Origin of the sequence: Streptomyces sp. NBC_01689, assembly GCF_036250675.1 — a bacterium.
Classification (GTDB): domain Bacteria; phylum Actinomycetota; class Actinomycetes; order Streptomycetales; family Streptomycetaceae; genus Streptomyces.
On record NZ_CP109592.1, the window covers coordinates 8,652,611 to 8,668,783 of the forward strand.

Annotated in this window: 13 protein-coding genes; 5 read left to right on the top strand and 8 right to left on the bottom strand. The window is 72.4% G+C overall.

What is annotated here, in order from left to right:
* Positions 1–145: 145 nt before the first annotated feature.
* Positions 146–409, bottom strand: a complete 264-nt coding sequence (locus OG776_RS37105) for a GlsB/YeaQ/YmgE family stress response membrane protein (protein ID WP_148008338.1) — start codon at positions 407–409, stop codon at positions 146–148.
* 234 nt (positions 410–643) lie between these two features.
* On the opposite strand from OG776_RS37105, the gene OG776_RS37110 reads away from it, so the two are divergent.
* Positions 644–2,083, top strand: a complete 1,440-nt coding sequence (locus OG776_RS37110; protein ID WP_329323299.1) for a hydrolase — start codon at positions 644–646, stop codon at positions 2,081–2,083.
* A gap of 365 nt (positions 2,084–2,448) precedes the next feature.
* On the opposite strand, the gene OG776_RS37115 is transcribed toward OG776_RS37110, so the two are convergent.
* Positions 2,449–3,630, bottom strand: coding sequence for an ROK family transcriptional regulator (locus OG776_RS37115; protein ID WP_148008478.1), 1,182 nt, complete (start codon positions 3,628–3,630; stop codon positions 2,449–2,451).
* Between the two features lie 201 nt (positions 3,631–3,831).
* Here OG776_RS37115 and OG776_RS37120 point away from each other — a divergent pair, with 201 nt between their 5' ends.
* Positions 3,832–5,286, top strand: coding sequence for an APC family permease (locus OG776_RS37120; RefSeq protein WP_148008340.1), 1,455 nt, complete (start codon positions 3,832–3,834; stop codon positions 5,284–5,286).
* Between the two features lie 310 nt (positions 5,287–5,596).
* On the opposite strand, the gene OG776_RS37125 is transcribed toward OG776_RS37120, so the two are convergent.
* The 3 genes from OG776_RS37125 to OG776_RS37135 all read right to left on the bottom strand — a co-directional run bounded on the left by OG776_RS37125 (position 5,597) and on the right by OG776_RS37135 (position 10,388).
* A complete protein-coding gene (locus tag OG776_RS37125) occupies positions 5,597–7,033 on the bottom strand; it encodes an aminoglycoside phosphotransferase family protein (RefSeq protein WP_329323300.1) in 1,437 nt (478 codons plus the stop codon).
* A gap of 503 nt (positions 7,034–7,536) precedes the next feature.
* On the bottom strand, positions 7,537–8,535 hold the full coding sequence (locus OG776_RS37130) for a hypothetical protein (RefSeq protein WP_329323301.1): 999 nt from the start codon (positions 8,533–8,535) through the stop codon (positions 7,537–7,539).
* Positions 8,536–8,564: 29 nt separating this feature from the next.
* The gene (locus tag OG776_RS37135) at positions 8,565–10,388 is read right to left on the bottom strand and encodes an Hsp70 family protein (RefSeq protein ID WP_148009591.1); all 1,824 of its coding nucleotides are present in this window, start codon (positions 10,386–10,388) and stop codon (positions 8,565–8,567) included.
* 148 nt (positions 10,389–10,536) lie between these two features.
* On the opposite strand from OG776_RS37135, the gene OG776_RS37140 reads away from it, so the two are divergent.
* Positions 10,537–12,321, top strand: a complete 1,785-nt coding sequence (locus tag OG776_RS37140; protein ID WP_148009590.1) for a helix-turn-helix domain-containing protein — start codon at positions 10,537–10,539, stop codon at positions 12,319–12,321.
* A 109-nt stretch (positions 12,322–12,430) separates the two neighbouring features.
* Here OG776_RS37140 and OG776_RS37145 read toward each other — a convergent pair whose 3' ends face one another.
* The 3 genes from OG776_RS37145 to OG776_RS37155 all read right to left on the bottom strand — a co-directional run bounded on the left by OG776_RS37145 (position 12,431) and on the right by OG776_RS37155 (position 14,515).
* The gene (locus OG776_RS37145; RefSeq protein ID WP_148009589.1) at positions 12,431–13,246 is read right to left on the bottom strand and encodes an SAM-dependent methyltransferase; all 816 of its coding nucleotides are present in this window, start codon (positions 13,244–13,246) and stop codon (positions 12,431–12,433) included.
* Between the two features lie 96 nt (positions 13,247–13,342).
* Positions 13,343–13,597, bottom strand: a complete 255-nt coding sequence (locus tag OG776_RS37150) for a DUF397 domain-containing protein (protein ID WP_148009595.1) — start codon at positions 13,595–13,597, stop codon at positions 13,343–13,345.
* A 42-nt stretch (positions 13,598–13,639) separates the two neighbouring features.
* The gene (locus tag OG776_RS37155; RefSeq protein ID WP_329323302.1) at positions 13,640–14,515 is read right to left on the bottom strand and encodes a helix-turn-helix domain-containing protein; all 876 of its coding nucleotides are present in this window, start codon (positions 14,513–14,515) and stop codon (positions 13,640–13,642) included.
* Between the two features lie 330 nt (positions 14,516–14,845).
* Between OG776_RS37155 and OG776_RS37160 the strand changes: the two genes are divergently transcribed.
* A complete protein-coding gene (locus tag OG776_RS37160; RefSeq protein WP_329326647.1) occupies positions 14,846–15,370 on the top strand; it encodes an ATP-binding protein in 525 nt (174 codons plus the stop codon).
* Positions 15,348–15,950, top strand: coding sequence for a hypothetical protein (locus tag OG776_RS37165; RefSeq protein ID WP_315986899.1), 603 nt, complete (start codon positions 15,348–15,350; stop codon positions 15,948–15,950). The genes OG776_RS37160 and OG776_RS37165 overlap by 23 nt, the downstream gene beginning before the upstream one ends.
* Positions 15,951–16,173: the final 223 nt, after the last annotated feature.

Consider the following 16,173-nt stretch of genomic DNA (forward strand, 5'->3'; position numbering starts at 1 on the left):
GGCGGGGCGTGGTCCCGGTCGGGTTCGGGTTCCGCGGGGCGGGGTGAGATCCGCGGAACCCTGGTGCCACGCTCCGGCCCCCGCAGGGGAGTCGGGCGGGTCTACCGGTTCGGGGCAGCGCGCCGGTGGGTGCTCGGCCCGCGCGTCAGCGGCGCACCTTCACCCGGTCGAGGGCCGCGACGCCCACCGCCGCGACGGCGATCTGGATGAACCACTCGATCCAGTCGGGGCCCTTGGTGTCGGCGACGCCGAACGCCGAGGCGATTCCCGCGCCGATGAACGCGGCGACGATACCGACGACGATGGTCCACAGGATGCCGATGTGCTGGCGTCCCGGGACGACGAGCCGGCCGAGTACACCGATGATGATGCCGATGATGATGGCACTGAGGATGCCTGAGATCTCCATGTCCGCCCCTTCGCGTGTGAACCCCGCAGTTAGGGGTGTTCCCCCTGCGGGCGGAGGCAGTCCGTTCCACTTTTCCGGTCGTCCTCGACCGGATCCGGCGGACTCCTGTCCCGTCGAGGTGATTGCCATGTACCGTTCAATAATTCTTCGCGCGGAAGACGGCCCATCTCCGTTCTACGCGCGGAGACTTGGGCGCCCGCACCGCCTCTCCCCACCCCCACGGAGGTTCGACGGATGCTTGGATTCAGAACGTCCCGCCACAGACTCGCCTCGGCGCTGGCCGTGTTCGGACTGGTCGCCGCAGGCGCGACCGTCCAGGCGTCCACGCCGGCCGCCGCGGCGACCCCGCACCGCGTCCTGTTCGACAACGGTCACGCCGAGACCGCGGGCAGCGCCGACTGGATCGTCTCCACGAGCCAGCCCGACCCGTTGGGCCAGGACTCCACACCGTCGTCCGAGACGGACTGGACCGGCGCGCTCTCCTCCTGGGGCGTCGCCCTGCAGAGGACCGGCGAATACAGCCTCAAGACACTGCCCTCGGGTTCCGCCCTCACCTACGGGGGTTCCGCCGCGACCGATCTGTCGCACTTCGACGAACTGGTCCTGCCCGAGCCCAACACGCTCTTCACCACCGCCGAGAAGACCGCCATCATGACGTTCGTGAAGAACGGCGGCGGCCTCTTCATGATCTCCGACCACACCGGTGCCGACCGCAACAACGACGGCTACGACGCGGTAGAGATCTTCAACGACCTGATGACCGGCAACAGCGTCGACTCGACCGACCCGTTCGGGTTCTCGATCGACACGCTGGACGTCGGCGCCGGATACCCGGCGGCCATCAGTGACAGCACGAACCCGGTCCTGCACGGCTCGTTCGGAACCGTCACGAAGAGCCTGATCGCGGACGGCACCACCGCCACCCTCAAACCGTCCGACAACTCCGCCGTCAAGGGGCTCGTCTACCGCAGCGGTTACTCCGGAAACACCGGCGCGTTCTTCGCCACCAGCACCTTCGGCAGCGGCAGAGTCGCGTTCTGGGGCGACAGTTCACCGATCGACGACGGCACCGGCCAGTCCGGCAACACCCTCTACGACGGCTGGAACGACACCGGTGCCACCAACGCCGCCCTCGCCCTGAACGCCACGGCGTGGCTCGCCGGCACCGGCGGCAGCGGCGGCGGGGGAGGAGGCGGCGGCACCTGCACGGCGGCCCAACTGCTCGCCAACCCGGGCTTCGAGTCGGGCAGCAGCTCCTGGACCGCCAGCAGCGGTGTGATCACCAACAGCAGCGGCGAGGCGGCCCGCACCGGCTCCTACAAGGCCTGGATGGACGGCTACGGCTCCGCCCACACCGACACGCTCGCCCAGACGGTCACCGTACCGTCCGGCTGCGCGGCCACGTTGAACTTCTATCTCCACGTGGACACCGCCGAGACGACCACCAGCACCGCGTACGACACCCTCAAGGCGCAGGTCCTCAACAGCTCCGGCACGGTCCTGTCGACCCTCGCCACGTACTCGAACCTGAACGCCGCGTCGGGCTACACGCTGCGCAGCCTCAACCTGTCCGCGTACGCGGGCCAGACCGTCACGGTCAAGTTCACCGGCACCGAGGGGTCGACGCTGCAGACGTCGTTCGTCCTCGACGACATGGCGCTCGACGTGAGCTGACCGCGGGCGGGCCGAAGAAGGGGCGGGTCCGTCGGCGGCCCGCCCTCTCACCCGTCCTCGGGCCCTCTGCACGGTCGTCTCCGGCGTGCTCCACCCGGCGCCCCGGGTCCCCGGGGCGGAGCCGCGCGGGTCCCCGGCCCGCCGGGTGGCGGTCGAGGCCATCGGCTCACCGGGCCGCCGGCCGACAGGATGCCGGACCGTCACCTGCCGCGCGGGCGGCACGGGCCTGCCTTCGAGTCGGCCATCGTGGTCTCCTTCGGGTCACCCGCCTGAGGGGCCGCAAGTTAGGAAACTTTACTAACGGGCCCACAAGCTAGGCAGCCGCGTCCGCGCTGTCAATCAACGAGGTTTGCCGGCCCCGGTGTTCAGGAGCCCGACCGCCGGTCGAACACCACGTCACGCGCCGTCCCCAGCGCCGTGGCCACCGCGCCGAGCAGCACCGCGTCCTCCCCGAGCCGGCTCGGTACGATCTTCGGCCGCAGCGGCGTGAGCGTCCGCAGCGTCTCGCGCACGGGCCGCAGCAGGAGGTCGATGCTGTGCCCCACCCCGCCGCCGAGCACCACGAGATCGGGGTCGAGCACCGCCGCCGCTGCCGCCACCGTGTGCGCGATCCGCTCACCCTCCAGGCGCACGGCCCGCACGGCGGCGGGATGTTCCTCGCGCGCCGCGTCGAACACGGCCTTCGCGGTGAGCTGTCCGGTCATGCCGAAGTGCCGCGCCGCCTCGACGACGGCCACACCCGACACCGCGTCCTCCAGCGTCTCCGGCTTCTGCCGGCCCGGCCAGGGCAGGAACCCGATCTCCCCGGCCCCGCCGTGCGCCCCGGTGAACAGCCGCCCTTCGCTGACCACGCCCATGCCCAGCCCGGTGCCGATCATGATGTACGCGAACAGCCGGCTGCCCGCGCCGACGCCGTACGTGTACTCGCCGAGCGCCGCGAGATTGGCGTCGTTGTGCACCTCCAGCGGGAAGCCCAGCATCTCCCGCATCCGGTCGAACAGGCCCGCCCGGCCCCAGCCCGGGAGATGCATGGCGTACCGCACCCGGCGCTCCCGCTCGTTGTACACGCCCGGTGTGCCCACCACGGCGTGGGCCACCTCGTCGGTGCCGAGACCCGAGCCGGCGACGACCTGGCGGGCGGTGGCGACCACCAGGTCGGCCATCGCCCCCGAACTGCGGGCCCGGTTGCGGACGTCGGCGCGAGCGACCACGGAGCCGTCCAGATCGGCGAGCGCCACCCGTAGCCAGCCGCGGCCGATGTCGATGCCGAGCGCGTGCCCGGCCGCGGGGTCCGGGGCGTAGAGGACCGCCACCCGGCCGCGTTCCGGAGCGTGCGTGCCGACCTCGTGGACGAGTCCGGCCTCCTCCAGCGCGGCGAGCGCGCTGGAGACCGTCGGCTTCGACAGCCCCGTCTCGCGGGCGAGTTGGGCTCGTGACGCCGGACCGCCGGTACGCATCCGGTCGAGGAGCAGTCGCTCGTTGGTGCTGCGCAGCCGTCGGCGGTTCCAGGGCTGTTCGGGCTGCTCGTTGGCGTCGCGGGCGGGCATCGCTCCATTCTCACGCATTCATGACACCCCCTTGACGCATCTAGTAAGGCTCCTTAACTTTATCGCCCAGTCAGCCTCGCCGGGCGAGCCGAGGGGAGCCCAGCGCCGGCCGGTCACCCGCCGCCCCTGATCCGTCGGCCGCCATCCGGGCCGTACCCGTACGTCGTCCCTCTTCCCCTCGTCCCGATCACAGGAGGCCCCATGTCCGGCAGTCCGCCACCCACCGGCGGTTTCGTCCGCCGCGTCGGCCTGTTCCAGGCCACCGCCATCAACATGAGCCAGATGTGCGGGATCGGTCCGTTCGTGACGATCCCGCTGATGGTCGCCGCGTTCGGCGGTCCCCAGGCGATCATGGGATTCGTCGCGGGCGCGGTGCTGGCCCTCGCGGACGGCCTGATCTGGGCCGAACTCGGCGCCGCCATGCCGGGTTCCGGCGGCAGCTACGTGTATCTCCGCCAGGCCTTCCAGTACCGCTCGGGACGCCTGATGCCGTTCCTGTTCGTCTGGACGGCCATGCTCTTCATCCCGCTGATCATGTCCACCGGCGTGGTCGGCTTCGTCCAGTACCTCGGATACCTGGCCCCCGACATGGGCCGGACCACCGGCGACCTGATCGGCCTCGGTGTCATCGTCCTGGTCGTGGCGCTCCTGTGGCGCGGGGTCGAGCACATCGCGCGCATCACCGCCGTCATGTGGGCCGTCATGATCACCTCGGTGCTCCTGGTGATCGTCGCCGCGGCCACCGACTTCAGCGCCCACCTGGCCTTCACCTACCCGGCCCACGCCTTCCAGCTGACCAGCAGCCACTTCTGGGTCGGATTCGCCGCCGGCCTGACCATCGGCATCTACGACTACCTCGGTTACAACACCACCGCGTACATGGGCGCCGAGATCAAGGACCCCGGCCGCACCCTGCCCCGTTCCATCATCTTCTCCATCCTCGGCATCATGGCCATCTACCTCCTCCTCCAGATCGGCACGCTCGGCGTCGTCGACTGGCACCGGATGAGCGATCCCGGAGACATCGCGTCGACCTCCGTGGCCTCGGCCGTCCTGGAGGAGACCTGGGGCAAGGGCGCCGCCGACACGGTCACCGTCCTCATCCTCATCACCGCGTTCGCCTCGGTCTTCACCGGACTGCTGGGCGGCTCGCGGGTCCCCTACGACGCCGCCCGCGAACGCGTCTTCTTCCGCCCCTACGCCAAACTGCACCCCAGGCACCGCTTCCCGATGCTGGGCCTCGCGACCATGGGCGTCATCACCGCGATCGGCTTCCTGATCGGGCGCCACACCGACCTGGCGACCCTGATCCAGCTCCTCACCACGGTCATGGTGATCGTCCAGGCGCTCGCCCAGATCGTCGCGCTGTCCGTGCTCCGCCGACGTCAGCCGGGGCTGCGGCGCCCGTACCGGATGTGGCTGTATCCGGTGCCCAGTCTCGTCGCGCTGATCGGCTGGCTCACCATCTACGGCTACGCGGACAAGAACTCTCCGGGCCGGCACCCCATCGAATGGTCACTGGCCTGGCTCGCGCTCGGCTGCGTCGCCTTCGTGGTCTGGGCACGGCTGGAGAAGGTGTGGCCCTTCGGACCGAAGGAGGTCTCGGAGGAGTACCTGACCGGGCCGGCACCGGACGTGGAGCCGGCCGCCACCTGACGCGGGCACCCCGGCCCGCCGCGCCCCCGTGACCGGCCACCACCGGCCGGACGACGGGACGCGGCCGGCCGGGTGCGACCGTCCAGGTGCGGGACATCACCGACGGGCGGGCCCGCCGGCGTCCGGCCGCGGGGGACGGGTGTTCGCCCGCGCGTCAAGGCACCGGACCGCGTGCCCACGGCGCCCGGCCGTGTGTCCACGGCGCCCGGCCGTGTGTCCACGGCGCCCGGCCGTGTGTCCACGGCGCCCGGCCGTGTGCCCACGCACCGGACCGTGTGCTCACGGCGCCCGGCCGATTGCCCCTCCGCGGTCACCTCGTCCCAGGGGGAATGCCGGCGGACGCCAGGTACGGGCTCGGGCTCCGGGCGGACCGCAGCGCCGCGCGGATCGCGTCCACCGGGTCACCCTCGTGGTAGACCCGCTCGGACGTCTCGATGCCGTCCAGGAACTCCTGGTACCGGACGGCGTACGCGAGTTGGGCGAGGGGTTCGGCGAGGACCAGGGCGCGCGCCGGGTCGCTCGCGGGCCGACACGCCTTCCAGGCCTCCACCCAGGCGCGGGCGGCGGTCGCGCGGGCCGGCCCGTGGAGGAAGTGGTGCACCCGCAGACCGTCCAGTACGGGATGACCCCAGTGCGCGTCGGCGAAGTCCACGACGACCGGCGGCCCGCCGTCGCTGCGCCAGTTGCCCGGGTGGAAGTCTCCGTGCACCAGCGTGTCGGGCAGACCGCAGTCGGCGAGCGCCTCCCAGCGTCGCGTCAACTCCCGTGCCGCGGCCAGCTCCTGCCCGGACAGCTCCTTCCCGGCCGGTCCGTCGAGCAGGGCGTGCACCGCGTCGACCAGCCGCGCTGCACGCCGGTCCGCGACGCCGGACGGAGCCGGTCGCCGGTCCCCGGCGCCGGAGGGCGGAGGCCCGTCCCCGGGACGCGGGAGAGCCGTGCCGTTCGGTGGGTTCATGCCGTCCGCGCTGTCTGTACCGTCTCGGCGGTCCGGGCGGTCCGGGCGGTCCGGGCGGTCCGGGCGGTCCGGGCGGTCCGTCCGGGCCCGCGGCGACGAGCCGTCCCGGACCCGGGTGGGGCCCAGGTCCGCGAGCGCCGCCTGCGCGGTCACGATGCGTCGCATGGCCGCCCCGAGCGTCTCCTCGGACGGCTGCCAGCAGTCCACGCCGGGGATGTGCTCCATCAGGACGCGCCGCTCGCCCGCACCCAGCACCACCGGCACCATTCCGGGGTCCACCCGCGCGAACGCGGCGATGACGGCCGTCTCGTCGGCGGCGAAGCGCGGGGTCGCCTTGAGCCAGACCGGGCCCCGCGCGGTGGGCAGCCGGAAGAGACCGGACAGGTTCCACGTACGACGCTGCTCCACCGGACCGGTCATCGGCCGGCCCGCCGCGACCAGCGTCTCCTCGGCCCAGTCGAGCAGCTCGCGCAGCCCGGCCGACCGCGCCCACGACGACCGGAGGACCTCTTCGCCGTCGAGCGGGCCCGGACCGGCGGACCGGCGCTCCAGGACACCGGACGCCGGACGGCCCAACGCCTCGACGTGATAGGTCACATGGCCGTCCCGTCCGCCCTCACCGCCGTCGACGGCGAGCAGGCGCAGCACCAGGACGGGCACGCCGAGCAGCTTCTCCAGCCGGTCGACGACCGGCGCCGCCTCGGACCACCAGGGGATGTCCACCGGGAACGGGCCGATGGCCCCGAGCATGTCGTCACCCGCGCTCACCCACGCGCTCACCGTTCTCGTCACGGCGACAGTGTGGGCGGGCCGGGCGGCTCCGGCGAGTGAATATCGGGCCGGGTCCGCGTATGCGGGAGGGGGAGCGGAGCCGATGGCCGCGGCCCGTCACCGCAGGTCCGATTCTCCCCCGTCGGACGTACACCGGGCACTCCGCTCCCCCTCCTTCCCCCGCCCCCCGGGCCGGGTGGTTCCTTTCGGTCCCGGTGCGGCAGGCCGTGGATCCTGTCCACGGCGAGCCGCACCGAGCCCCCTTCGTCATCCGCCGCCGCGCGAGCCGGTCCCGGCCATGGGCCGGCGCGTCGCCGGTGAGGCGGCCCAGCCGCGGGCGTACGGATCTCCGGGCCGGAGCGCCCCCCGCGCGCCCCGGACCGAAACCTTGCCGTGCCGGGTCGGAGCCCGGGTCACGTCGGACGTCACCGGTGCGCCGGCCCCCGTGGCGGATTGGACACCGGCCGCCGGCTCAGCCGCGTCCAGCCACTGTTCGTCCGACCGCGGCAGCTCCCGCACGGCCCTCAGCCCTCCCCGCCGGACTCGGTGAAGACGAGCGGCTCCAGGAGCCTGCGGTCCGCCGCCCGATAGGCCGGACACACCACGAAGGCGACAGGGCGGCCGGCCTCGCAGGAGAGCCACAGGGCGTGCTCCCGAGGGTCCGCCACGGTGCCGGGCGCCACCGAGAAGTCGAAACGGCTGGCGTAACCGCTCTCGTTCATGGCCCGGGACAGGTTCGAGGCCTCCGCGCCGACCCGTTCCAGCAGCCTCTGGTGCTGCTGGTCGAGCCCCACCCGCCCGGTGTCGGTGGTGACGCGGGTCAGCTCGTCGAGATCCGGATCCCCCACCCCGCCGTCCTCCGCCGGACCGAAGAGCGCCAGGCACAGCCGGCGGATCAACTCGGCCTGACGGCGCACGGCGTCGCGCGGGCGCTCGGCCGCCAGCCGGGGCTGGATCAGATCGGGCAGGCGCTGCGTGTAGAGGGCCTTGAGCCGTCCGGCGAGTTCGTAGTGGACGAGGAAGTCCTCCCGGGTGAGATCGGTGCGTTCCTCCACCTGGGCACCCCGCACGAGGTCGAGGACCTCGCCCAGCTCGTCGAGAAGACGGCGGGTCTCGGCGGCGCCACCCTCCAGTGCCAGCACCCGCTCGTCGGCCTGCTCATGACGGGCCGTCAGTTCTGTGACCCGCTCGCCCAGCGGGCCGAACCCGGCCAGGGTGTCCCGCAGCCGGGTCTCGATTCCCCGCATGCGGCGCTCGACCCGGTCGGCCCACTCGCCCATCTCGGACCGCGTCTGCGCCCGTACCGCGGCCCGCTCCGCGTCCGCGTCGGCCTCCAGCCTCCGTACCCGGGCCTCCAATGCCTCCAGCCCGTCCAGCCTCACGACCAGTTGTTTCCACTCGGTCTGCGGGATCAGGAAGGCCGTCTCCTCCTCCACAGGGCGCGGTACGACCACGGCGGCCCGGTCACCGGACCCGCCCCCGCCGTCCTGCGGGGGTCCGGCCTTGTGGCGGCTGAAGAACACGATTCCTCCCTCGGGGTGTCCGGTCATGGCTACATCCGGTCGAAGTCGACGGAGACCCGGCTGGTCTCCTCGGTGGCAGGGTCGAACACCTCGACCCGGAGTTCACTGGCGCCGAAGTAGAACAGCAGCATCACGGCGCGTTCGCGCAGCGGCCTGCCGACGGTGCCGCTCAGGTCCACGGTCAGCCGGCCGATCTCCTCGCAGCCGTCCTCGTCGACGTACCGGGGATCGGGCCGGACCGTGCGGTACAGGTCCACGTCCAACTGGTGCTGGTCCTCCCGGACCGGCACGATGCGGAAGGGGTAGGCGTCCTTCACCCGCACGCCGTCCATACGGCGCACGGCGATACCGAACCGGCCGACGCACAGCACGTCGCCCTCGTCGTCCCGGTACATGCGCATCGCCGAGTCGACACCCTCCTCGAAGGGTTTGGCCGTCTCGAACCCGTAGGTGTACCGGGCCTGCCGGGAGACGAACACGTCGGGCCGGTAGGCGAAGTGGACGGCGCCCTCCAGGACGGCGAGGGCCGGGTCCGGCGGGACCAGGATGCGGTGCCGCCCGCCGAAGCGGGCGCGCATCCGCTCCCGCAGCCACTCGGAGCGGGCGAAACCGCCGACCAGGAGCAGGGTCTCGGGCCCGGAGCCCGCGTCGGCGGTCCGCGCGACGGTCGCCAGCTGCTCGGTGACCTTGTCCAGGATGCCGTCCACCGTCTCGTCGAGCAGTGCCTCCACCTCGTCGGGCGGGAGGACGAGCTGGCGGGGCAGTCCGCCGGCGTCCGCGGTCAGCCGCGCCCGCACCGGCTCTTCGAGGAGGGCCCACACGACGGCCGGCACCTCGATGCGGACCGGATCGAGTACATGAGCGACCGAGGTGGCGTCCCGCTCCACCTCCACCGTGCGCTTGGCGTGCTCCCACTGCCGGGACATCCTCAACAGCTCGGCCGGGTGGTCGCGTTCGATGCGTTTGAGGACCGCGGGCCCGAAGCGCTCGCCCAGGGTCGTGTCCCGGAACGCCTGGTTGACGTACTCGGAACCCAGATGGCCGCCGGTGGCGAGGCCGATCTCGCGCAGCGCGATCGACGGACCGGCACCGCTCTCCGACTCGTAGGCCGTGATGTCGACGGTGCCGCCGCCGCAGTCGATCACCACGAAACGGAAGCCGTCGAGATGCAGGGGCAGCCGGGCGGGTCCGGTCGGAGCCGCGTCCGCGCCGGGGCGGGTGTGCGGGCCGGGGTCCGTGTCCGTCATCCGCAGGTAGCAGTACAGCGCGGCGGCCTCGGGCTCGATGGCCAGCAGCAGACGCTCCGGATCGTCGGGGAAGCCGGCGTCGACGGCCGCCCGCCGCATCACGGCCCTGCCCTCGTCGTCCCAGATGGCGGGGACCGTGATGCACCAACGGACCTCCCGTTCCGCGTACTTCATCGCCCCGATCTCCGCCATCGCCAGCTCGCGGATCTCCCTGAGGTAGGCGGTGGTCAGCTCCCGCACCCGGCCCCGGTCGCCGAGGTCGACGAAGCCGCCCACCGTCGGCATGTCCGACATCGAGCCGCCGCTCTTCCAGGCCGTCTTGAAGGCGTAGGCGTAACCGAGGCCGTCCGCCCGCCCGTTGGCGAGAGCGTCCGCCCACGCGCCGTGGGCACGGTGGCCCCAGGCGACCGTCTCGCCCGCCGCGGACAGCAGGATCGCGGTCAGGTTCTTCGGGTAGTCCAGCCGTCCGCCGGGGAACCGCGTGAAGAACTGCACCCGCCTGGTGCGCGGATCGTCGTTCTGCGGTGTCCGCACCGCCCAGGCGAAGCCGGTGCCATGGGTGCCGAAGTCGACCGCCGCCACCACTTTGGGACCGTCCGCACCCATGCCCGAGGCTCCTGTCTGCCGGTGTCCGCGCGCTCGCTCCCTGTAAGCTCGCCCCACACAGACTGGTGGGTTTCCGCGCCAACGCGGAGCGGTCGGCTGTTGCCAACGCTTTCTGGCAACAGGTGCCAGGGCGCGAGCCGTTGGAGGGATGACGATCGAAGAGAACGCGTTCGGCGCGGAACTGCGCCGGCGTCGGACGGCGGCCGGGAAGTCGCTCGGCCGGCTGGCCGAGGAGGTGCACTGCAGCCGAAGCTTCCTCAGCCGGATCGAGACGGGCCAGCGGCGCGTGACACGCGAACTCGCCCAGCTCTGCGACGAACGGCTGGACGCCAGGGGCGCGCTGCTGGCCCTGGTTCCCGACCCCTCCTTCGAGCGCATCTCGAAGACGGTCGCCGCCGGTCCGCTGGAACGGGCCGGAAAACTGGTGAACCCCGCTCCCGGACAGGGCGGTTCGGCCGTGGCCCGGCGGCGGGACGAGTTCGACCGCCTGCTCAGACGCGGTGACCTCAGCCACGCCACCGGGGACATGCGGGAGGCGGAGCGTCTCTACCGGGCGGCGTACGCGAACGCGGAAGGCGACCCGTCGGCCCAGGCGGAGGCCGTGATCAGGATGGCCCGCCGCTGGTCGGACCCCGGCCAGGTCGACCACGAACTGCTGCAGCGGATCAGGGAGAGCCTCGCCGCGCTGGCACAGGACGGGGGAGCCGAGGCCGCCGGACTGCGTCTGCGGCTCAACGCGCACCTGGCGAAGAAGCTGTCGATGGCGGTCAGTGAGGACACCGCGGCGGGCCGGGCGGGGCCCGAGCAGGGCGCCCGCCTGGCCCGCGGCACACTGCGCCGGCTGGCCGTGGACGGCAAGGACGACGAGGTGCGCTGCGAGGTCCTCACCGAATGCCGGTGGGGCCTCTACGACTTCGTCCCCACCGCCGAATCCCTGGCGCTCGCCGAACGGCTGCGCGACGCGGCGGCCGGGCACGACTCGGCGTACTTCCGCGGTGAGGCACTGATGGCCCTGGCCCTCGACCAGTTGCGTGCCGGCAAGGTCTACAGCGCGCTGGCCACGGCGAACCAGTACCGCAAGCACGCGGCGGACACCCGCAGCACCCTCGCCGTCTGGCAGCAGCGGACCCTGGACGCCCTGCTCGACCTGTGGCACGGCCGGTTCGAGCAGGCGGCGGGCTGGATCTTCGGTGAGTCGCTGACGTTCGTCGAGCGATTATCCGCCGACCTGGCCGTCCCCGCGGACAACCTCCAGCAGACCCGTCTGGGACAGGCCTACTGGCTGCTGAGGGAACAGGGGCGGATGGCCGACCTGTTCGGCTCAGGTCTGGCCGACACCGTCGAACGGCACGGCTACTTCCCGGTCTGGCGGGCCGGACTGGCCCTGGCCCTGTGCGAGACGGGCCAGTACGCCGAAGGGGCCGACCGGCTCGTGGGGTTCGCCCACGAGACCGCCGACTTCACCCGGTTCCCGCCCTCGGGGTGGGCGGTGCCCACGCTGGTCCTGCTCGCCGAGGTGAGCGCCGCACTGGACGCGCGGGGCGGGTTCGAGAGCCAACTGCGCGAGGTCGTACCGGGACTGCGCGACCGCCTCGCCGCCCATGACGGGGAGGAGATCGCCCTCGCGGGCTGGCCCACCGTGCTGGTCGGCCCGGTCGCCCGGGCCCGTGGCCTGCTCGCGCTGGCCGCGGGGGAGCCGGACGCCGCGCTCGCCGCGTTCGACCTGGCCGCGGAGCCGGTCCGCTCCTCGCAGCCCCAACTGGCCCGTCTGCGGGTGGCCCGTGCCCGCGCGCTGCGCAGGACCGGCCGCCCCGGCGCCGCCGCCCGCGCCTCCGGGCTCCTGCGGGAGGCGCTGCGCGTGGCGGAGGCCTACGGGATGACGGCGCTCGCGGATGAGTGCGCGACCCTGCTCGACTCCACGGCCGACGCCTGAGCCCCCCGGCGGGGGCGGTCGCCGTCGGCCTCCGCCGGCCACCGGCCCCGCCCGCCGGGGCCACGGACGGGCACCCGGCGGACAAGGGGGTGAACCGGCGTCGTGGCACTCAGGGTTTGCGGGCCACCGCCCCGTACATCGCGATGTCCTCGTCGCGGATCGGCTCGGTCTCCGTGCCGTCCGGGTGCCACTTGTGGACCTGGACGATGCCGGGCTCGACGAGTTCGAGACCTTCGAAGAACTCCTCCGCCTCCGCGTGGGTCCGCAGCCGCATCGGCATGTTGCGCGCCGCGTACTCACGGGCGACGCGGCCCACCTCCTGGGGCGCGAACTCGGCGGTTCCGATGGACATCGCCAGATAGCTTCCCGAGGGCAGCGGCTCCAGCAGCCGGCGGACGATGCCGACCGCGTCGGCCTCGTCCAGCACGAAGTGGACGATCGCTATCACGGTGAGGGCCACGGGCCGGGTGAGGTCGAGCGTGTCCCGCAGCTCCGGGGCGCTCAGGATCGTCGCCGGGTCCAGCATGTCGGCCTCGACGTAGGCCGTCCTGCCCTCGGGGGTGCTGGACAGCAGCCCCTGCGAGAGGGTCAGCACGATGGGATCGTTGTCGACGTAGACGACCCGCGAGTCCGGGGCCACCGACTGGGCGATCTCATGGAGATTGGGTGAGGTGGGGATGCCGGTGCCGACGTCCAGGAACTGGCGTACCCCCGCCTCCTCGGCGAGGTAGGCCACCGCGCGGTTCATCCAGTCGCGGTTGGCCTTCATGTGGATCGGCAGCGCGGGCCACTCCCGCGCCATGGCGTCGCCCGCCTCCTGGTCGGCGGGGTAGAAGTCCTTGCCGCCCAGGATGTAGTCGTAGATGCGCGCGGAGTGCGCGCTCTCGGTGTCGATACGGTCGGCCGGCCATCCGTTGTCGGGCAACGCCGCCCCTCCCATCAAGTCGTCGGTTCACAGCGGGTGTCGAGTGCGGTAGGTGGTGAGCAGGACACACAGGGCATAAGCAAGAAGACAAGGTTGTCAGAGAAGGAAGTCGGCCGCCCCCGCCTTGACGCCGGTCAGGAAGCTCGTCATCTCGTGGGGGGTGAAGACCAGCGCGGGCCCGTCGGGATCGGTGGACTGGCGCAGCGCGATCCGCCCGTCGAGCAGCTTCTTCACCTCGATGCAGGCGCCGCCCGCGTCGTCGCTCCACGGCTTGTGCCAGCCCTGCGCGCCGAGATCGCGGGAGGGCATGCCATTGCGTATCGACGGATCACCCGTGCGAGGACTCCCCATGCGCGGGCTCCCCAGCGGGGACTTGCCTATGTGGTGGTGCACTCACAACTCCTTGCGGATCGAGCCGAGCAGGGTCTCGGTCTTCGTGGCGGGCGCCGCCTGCGCGCCCAGCCGGTCCAGCGCCTCGCGGTAGACCAGGACGTCGTCCGCCTTGTCGAGATAGACGGCGCCCACCAGGCCGCTCGAATAGACGATGTCCGGCAACTCGCGGGCCCTGAACCGGAAGAGGTGGAACGCGCCGGCCCGCATGGCCGGGTGCGGACCGTTCCCGAAGGGCATGATCTGCACGGTGACGTTCGGGAGCGCGTTCATCGCGATCAGATGGTCGACCTGGGCGCGCATCACCTCGGGGCCGCCGACCGGCCAGCGCAGCACGGTCTCGTCCATCACGACCCAGACGCGTGGCGGCGCCGGCCGGGTCAGCAGCTCCTGGCGGCGCATGCGCAGGGCGACCCGCCGCTCGGTGGCCTCGGCCGGGGCGTGCGGGTTGCCCGCGCCCAGCAGGGCACGCGCGTACTCCTCCGTCTGCAGCAGCCCGTGGACGAACTCCGCCTCGTACGCGCGGATCTGGAGCGCGGCCTGTTCCAGGCTCAGATACGCGGCGAACCAGTCCGGCAGCACGTCGCGGTAGGTGTGCCACCAGCCGTGCTTGTTGGCCTCGCGGACCGACTTCAGGAAGGTGTCGATCTCCTGCTGGTCCGTCACGCCGTAGATCTGCAGCAGTTTCTCGGCGTCCGCCAGGCGCAGCCGGGCCACCTTGGCCGCCTCCATCCGGCGGATGGTGGAGTGGCTGACCCCGATCGCCTCGCCGGCCTGCTCATACGTCAGGTCGGCCCGGGTCCGGAGTTCCTCCAGCTGTCTGCCCAGGATCATGCGCAGGACCGACGGCGCGCCACCCCAGTCGGATTCCGTGGACACGCGTTACCCCCTCACAGCGGGCTTCGAGGTCGCAGTCTGTCACGATCATCCGTCGACCGGGGAAGCATGCACCCGGCACTCTGCAAATTTCAACTTGTCGGTTGCGAGCTGCTGTTGGCAGCTGCCACAGTGGTCCTATCGTCCCCGGCACGGTCAAGGGAGAGATGACACAGCCCAGTTGGGGGAGGCGGGGCTGTGGCAGGACACCTTGCGCGACGAGTTGAACGCCTCTCGTGGCGGTACCGGGCCTCCGGGGCGGCACTGGCACCGCCTGTGGCGCAGGCAGACGAAAGGCGAACGGCGATGACCCCGCCCTCCCTCCCCCAGCCTGTGGTCCGACTGCCGGGGGACGAATATCCCCATCGGGCCGGAGTCTTCGCCCTGCGCGCGGCCCCCGCATCAGTGGGTGTGGCCCGAAGACACGTGGGCGACCTGCTGAGTGAGTGGGGCGTCGATCCCGAGACGTATGACAACGCTGTCCTGCTCGTCTCCGAGCTCGTCACCAACGCCCTGACGCACACGGCGAGCGAGTGGATCGTGTGCAGACTCCATATCGCCCAGGGGCCGCTCCATATCGAGGTCGAGGACCAGAAGCGCGGCTGGACCCTCCCGTCCCGGCGTCGGCCGGGTCCCGAGGACCAGTGCGGACGCGGACTCCTGCTGGTCGGCGCGCTGAGCAGCGACTGGGGTGTCAGAGACACCGCCGACGGGTCGGGCCGCGTCGTCTGGGCCGTCCTCCCGTCGCGCGACGTCGACCCCGCCCCGACCGACCGTCCACCGACCACGAACACCGCCCGGCCCATCCCCCACTCGGCCGAAGGATCTCCGTCTGATGGAACGACAGCACACTCCTGACCTGTGTGAGCACACCTCGACGCGCGACCCGCACGACCACGGCACAGGCCTCGGTGCCCGTGAGTCCGGCGCCCCCCTCGACCCGCACGACCACGGCACCGCCCTCGTCCATCGCGCGCATGCCCCCGGCGCCGACCCGCGCGGTCACGCCTTCGCCCCCGAACCGCGCCCGCACCTGCCCGCGGCGCCCTCCTCGGAGGACCCCTCGCGGCTGGTGATCCCCGCCGAACTGTCCCCGAGCCTGGGGTACGACGCGGTGGGCACCTCCCGGGAGCACGGCGAACGGATCATGGACTGTCTGCCCCGCGTCGGCTGTGTCTTCGCCGCCGAGGGGCGGTGGTGGTGGATCGTCCCGTCCGGTTCCCAGATAGGTGTGGCCTGGCCGTCCACCACGCGCTACGCGATCGGCGCCCGGCTGGCCGAGCCGTCGTGGACGCGGGCCCTGCGGCGCCCTCGCCAGGGCCGCCCGCGTCTGATCCACCGGCCCGCGGGCGAGTCGCCGTACACACCGCCGATCCCGCTCTACTTCCTGGCCTGCCGTCTCGCGGGCAGTGTTCCGCGATGGTCGCTCGGCGCCTGACCGTGCCCCGGGGCCCGGCGGTCCGCGCGACCGGCGGCGGCGGGACGCGCTGAGGGCGGCGCTCCGCGCGGCCGAGGGAGTGGGGGACGTGATGCGGCCGGGCCGTGCTACCGAGGGGGTGCCGGCGGGCGCGGTGCGGCCGGCCCGCACGGGCGGACCGGCCTGCGGGTGTCCGCGGCTTCCTCTCCCGCGTACGGATCACCGTCCTCCCGCGACGGCCGGG

Bases quoted from the DNA above. Each gene is read 5' to 3' on its own strand.
- OG776_RS37105 (WP_148008338.1), bottom strand. From the start codon at position 409: ATGGAGATCTCAGGCATCCTCAGTGCCATCATCATCGGCATCATCATC.
- OG776_RS37110 (WP_329323299.1), top strand. From the start codon at position 644: ATGCTTGGATTCAGAACGTCCCGCCACAGACTCGCCTCGGCGCTGGCC.
- OG776_RS37115 (WP_148008478.1), bottom strand. From the start codon at position 3,630: ATGCCCGCCCGCGACGCCAACGAGCAGCCCGAACAGCCCTGGAACCGC.
- OG776_RS37120 (WP_148008340.1), top strand. From the start codon at position 3,832: ATGTCCGGCAGTCCGCCACCCACCGGCGGTTTCGTCCGCCGCGTCGGC.
- OG776_RS37135 (WP_148009591.1), bottom strand. From the start codon at position 10,388: ATGGGTGCGGACGGTCCCAAAGTGGTGGCGGCGGTCGACTTCGGCACC.
- OG776_RS37140 (WP_148009590.1), top strand. From the start codon at position 10,537: ATGACGATCGAAGAGAACGCGTTCGGCGCGGAACTGCGCCGGCGTCGG.
- OG776_RS37150 (WP_148009595.1), bottom strand. From the start codon at position 13,597: ATGGGGAGTCCTCGCACGGGTGATCCGTCGATACGCAATGGCATGCCC.
- OG776_RS37165 (WP_315986899.1), top strand. From the start codon at position 15,348: ATGGAACGACAGCACACTCCTGACCTGTGTGAGCACACCTCGACGCGC.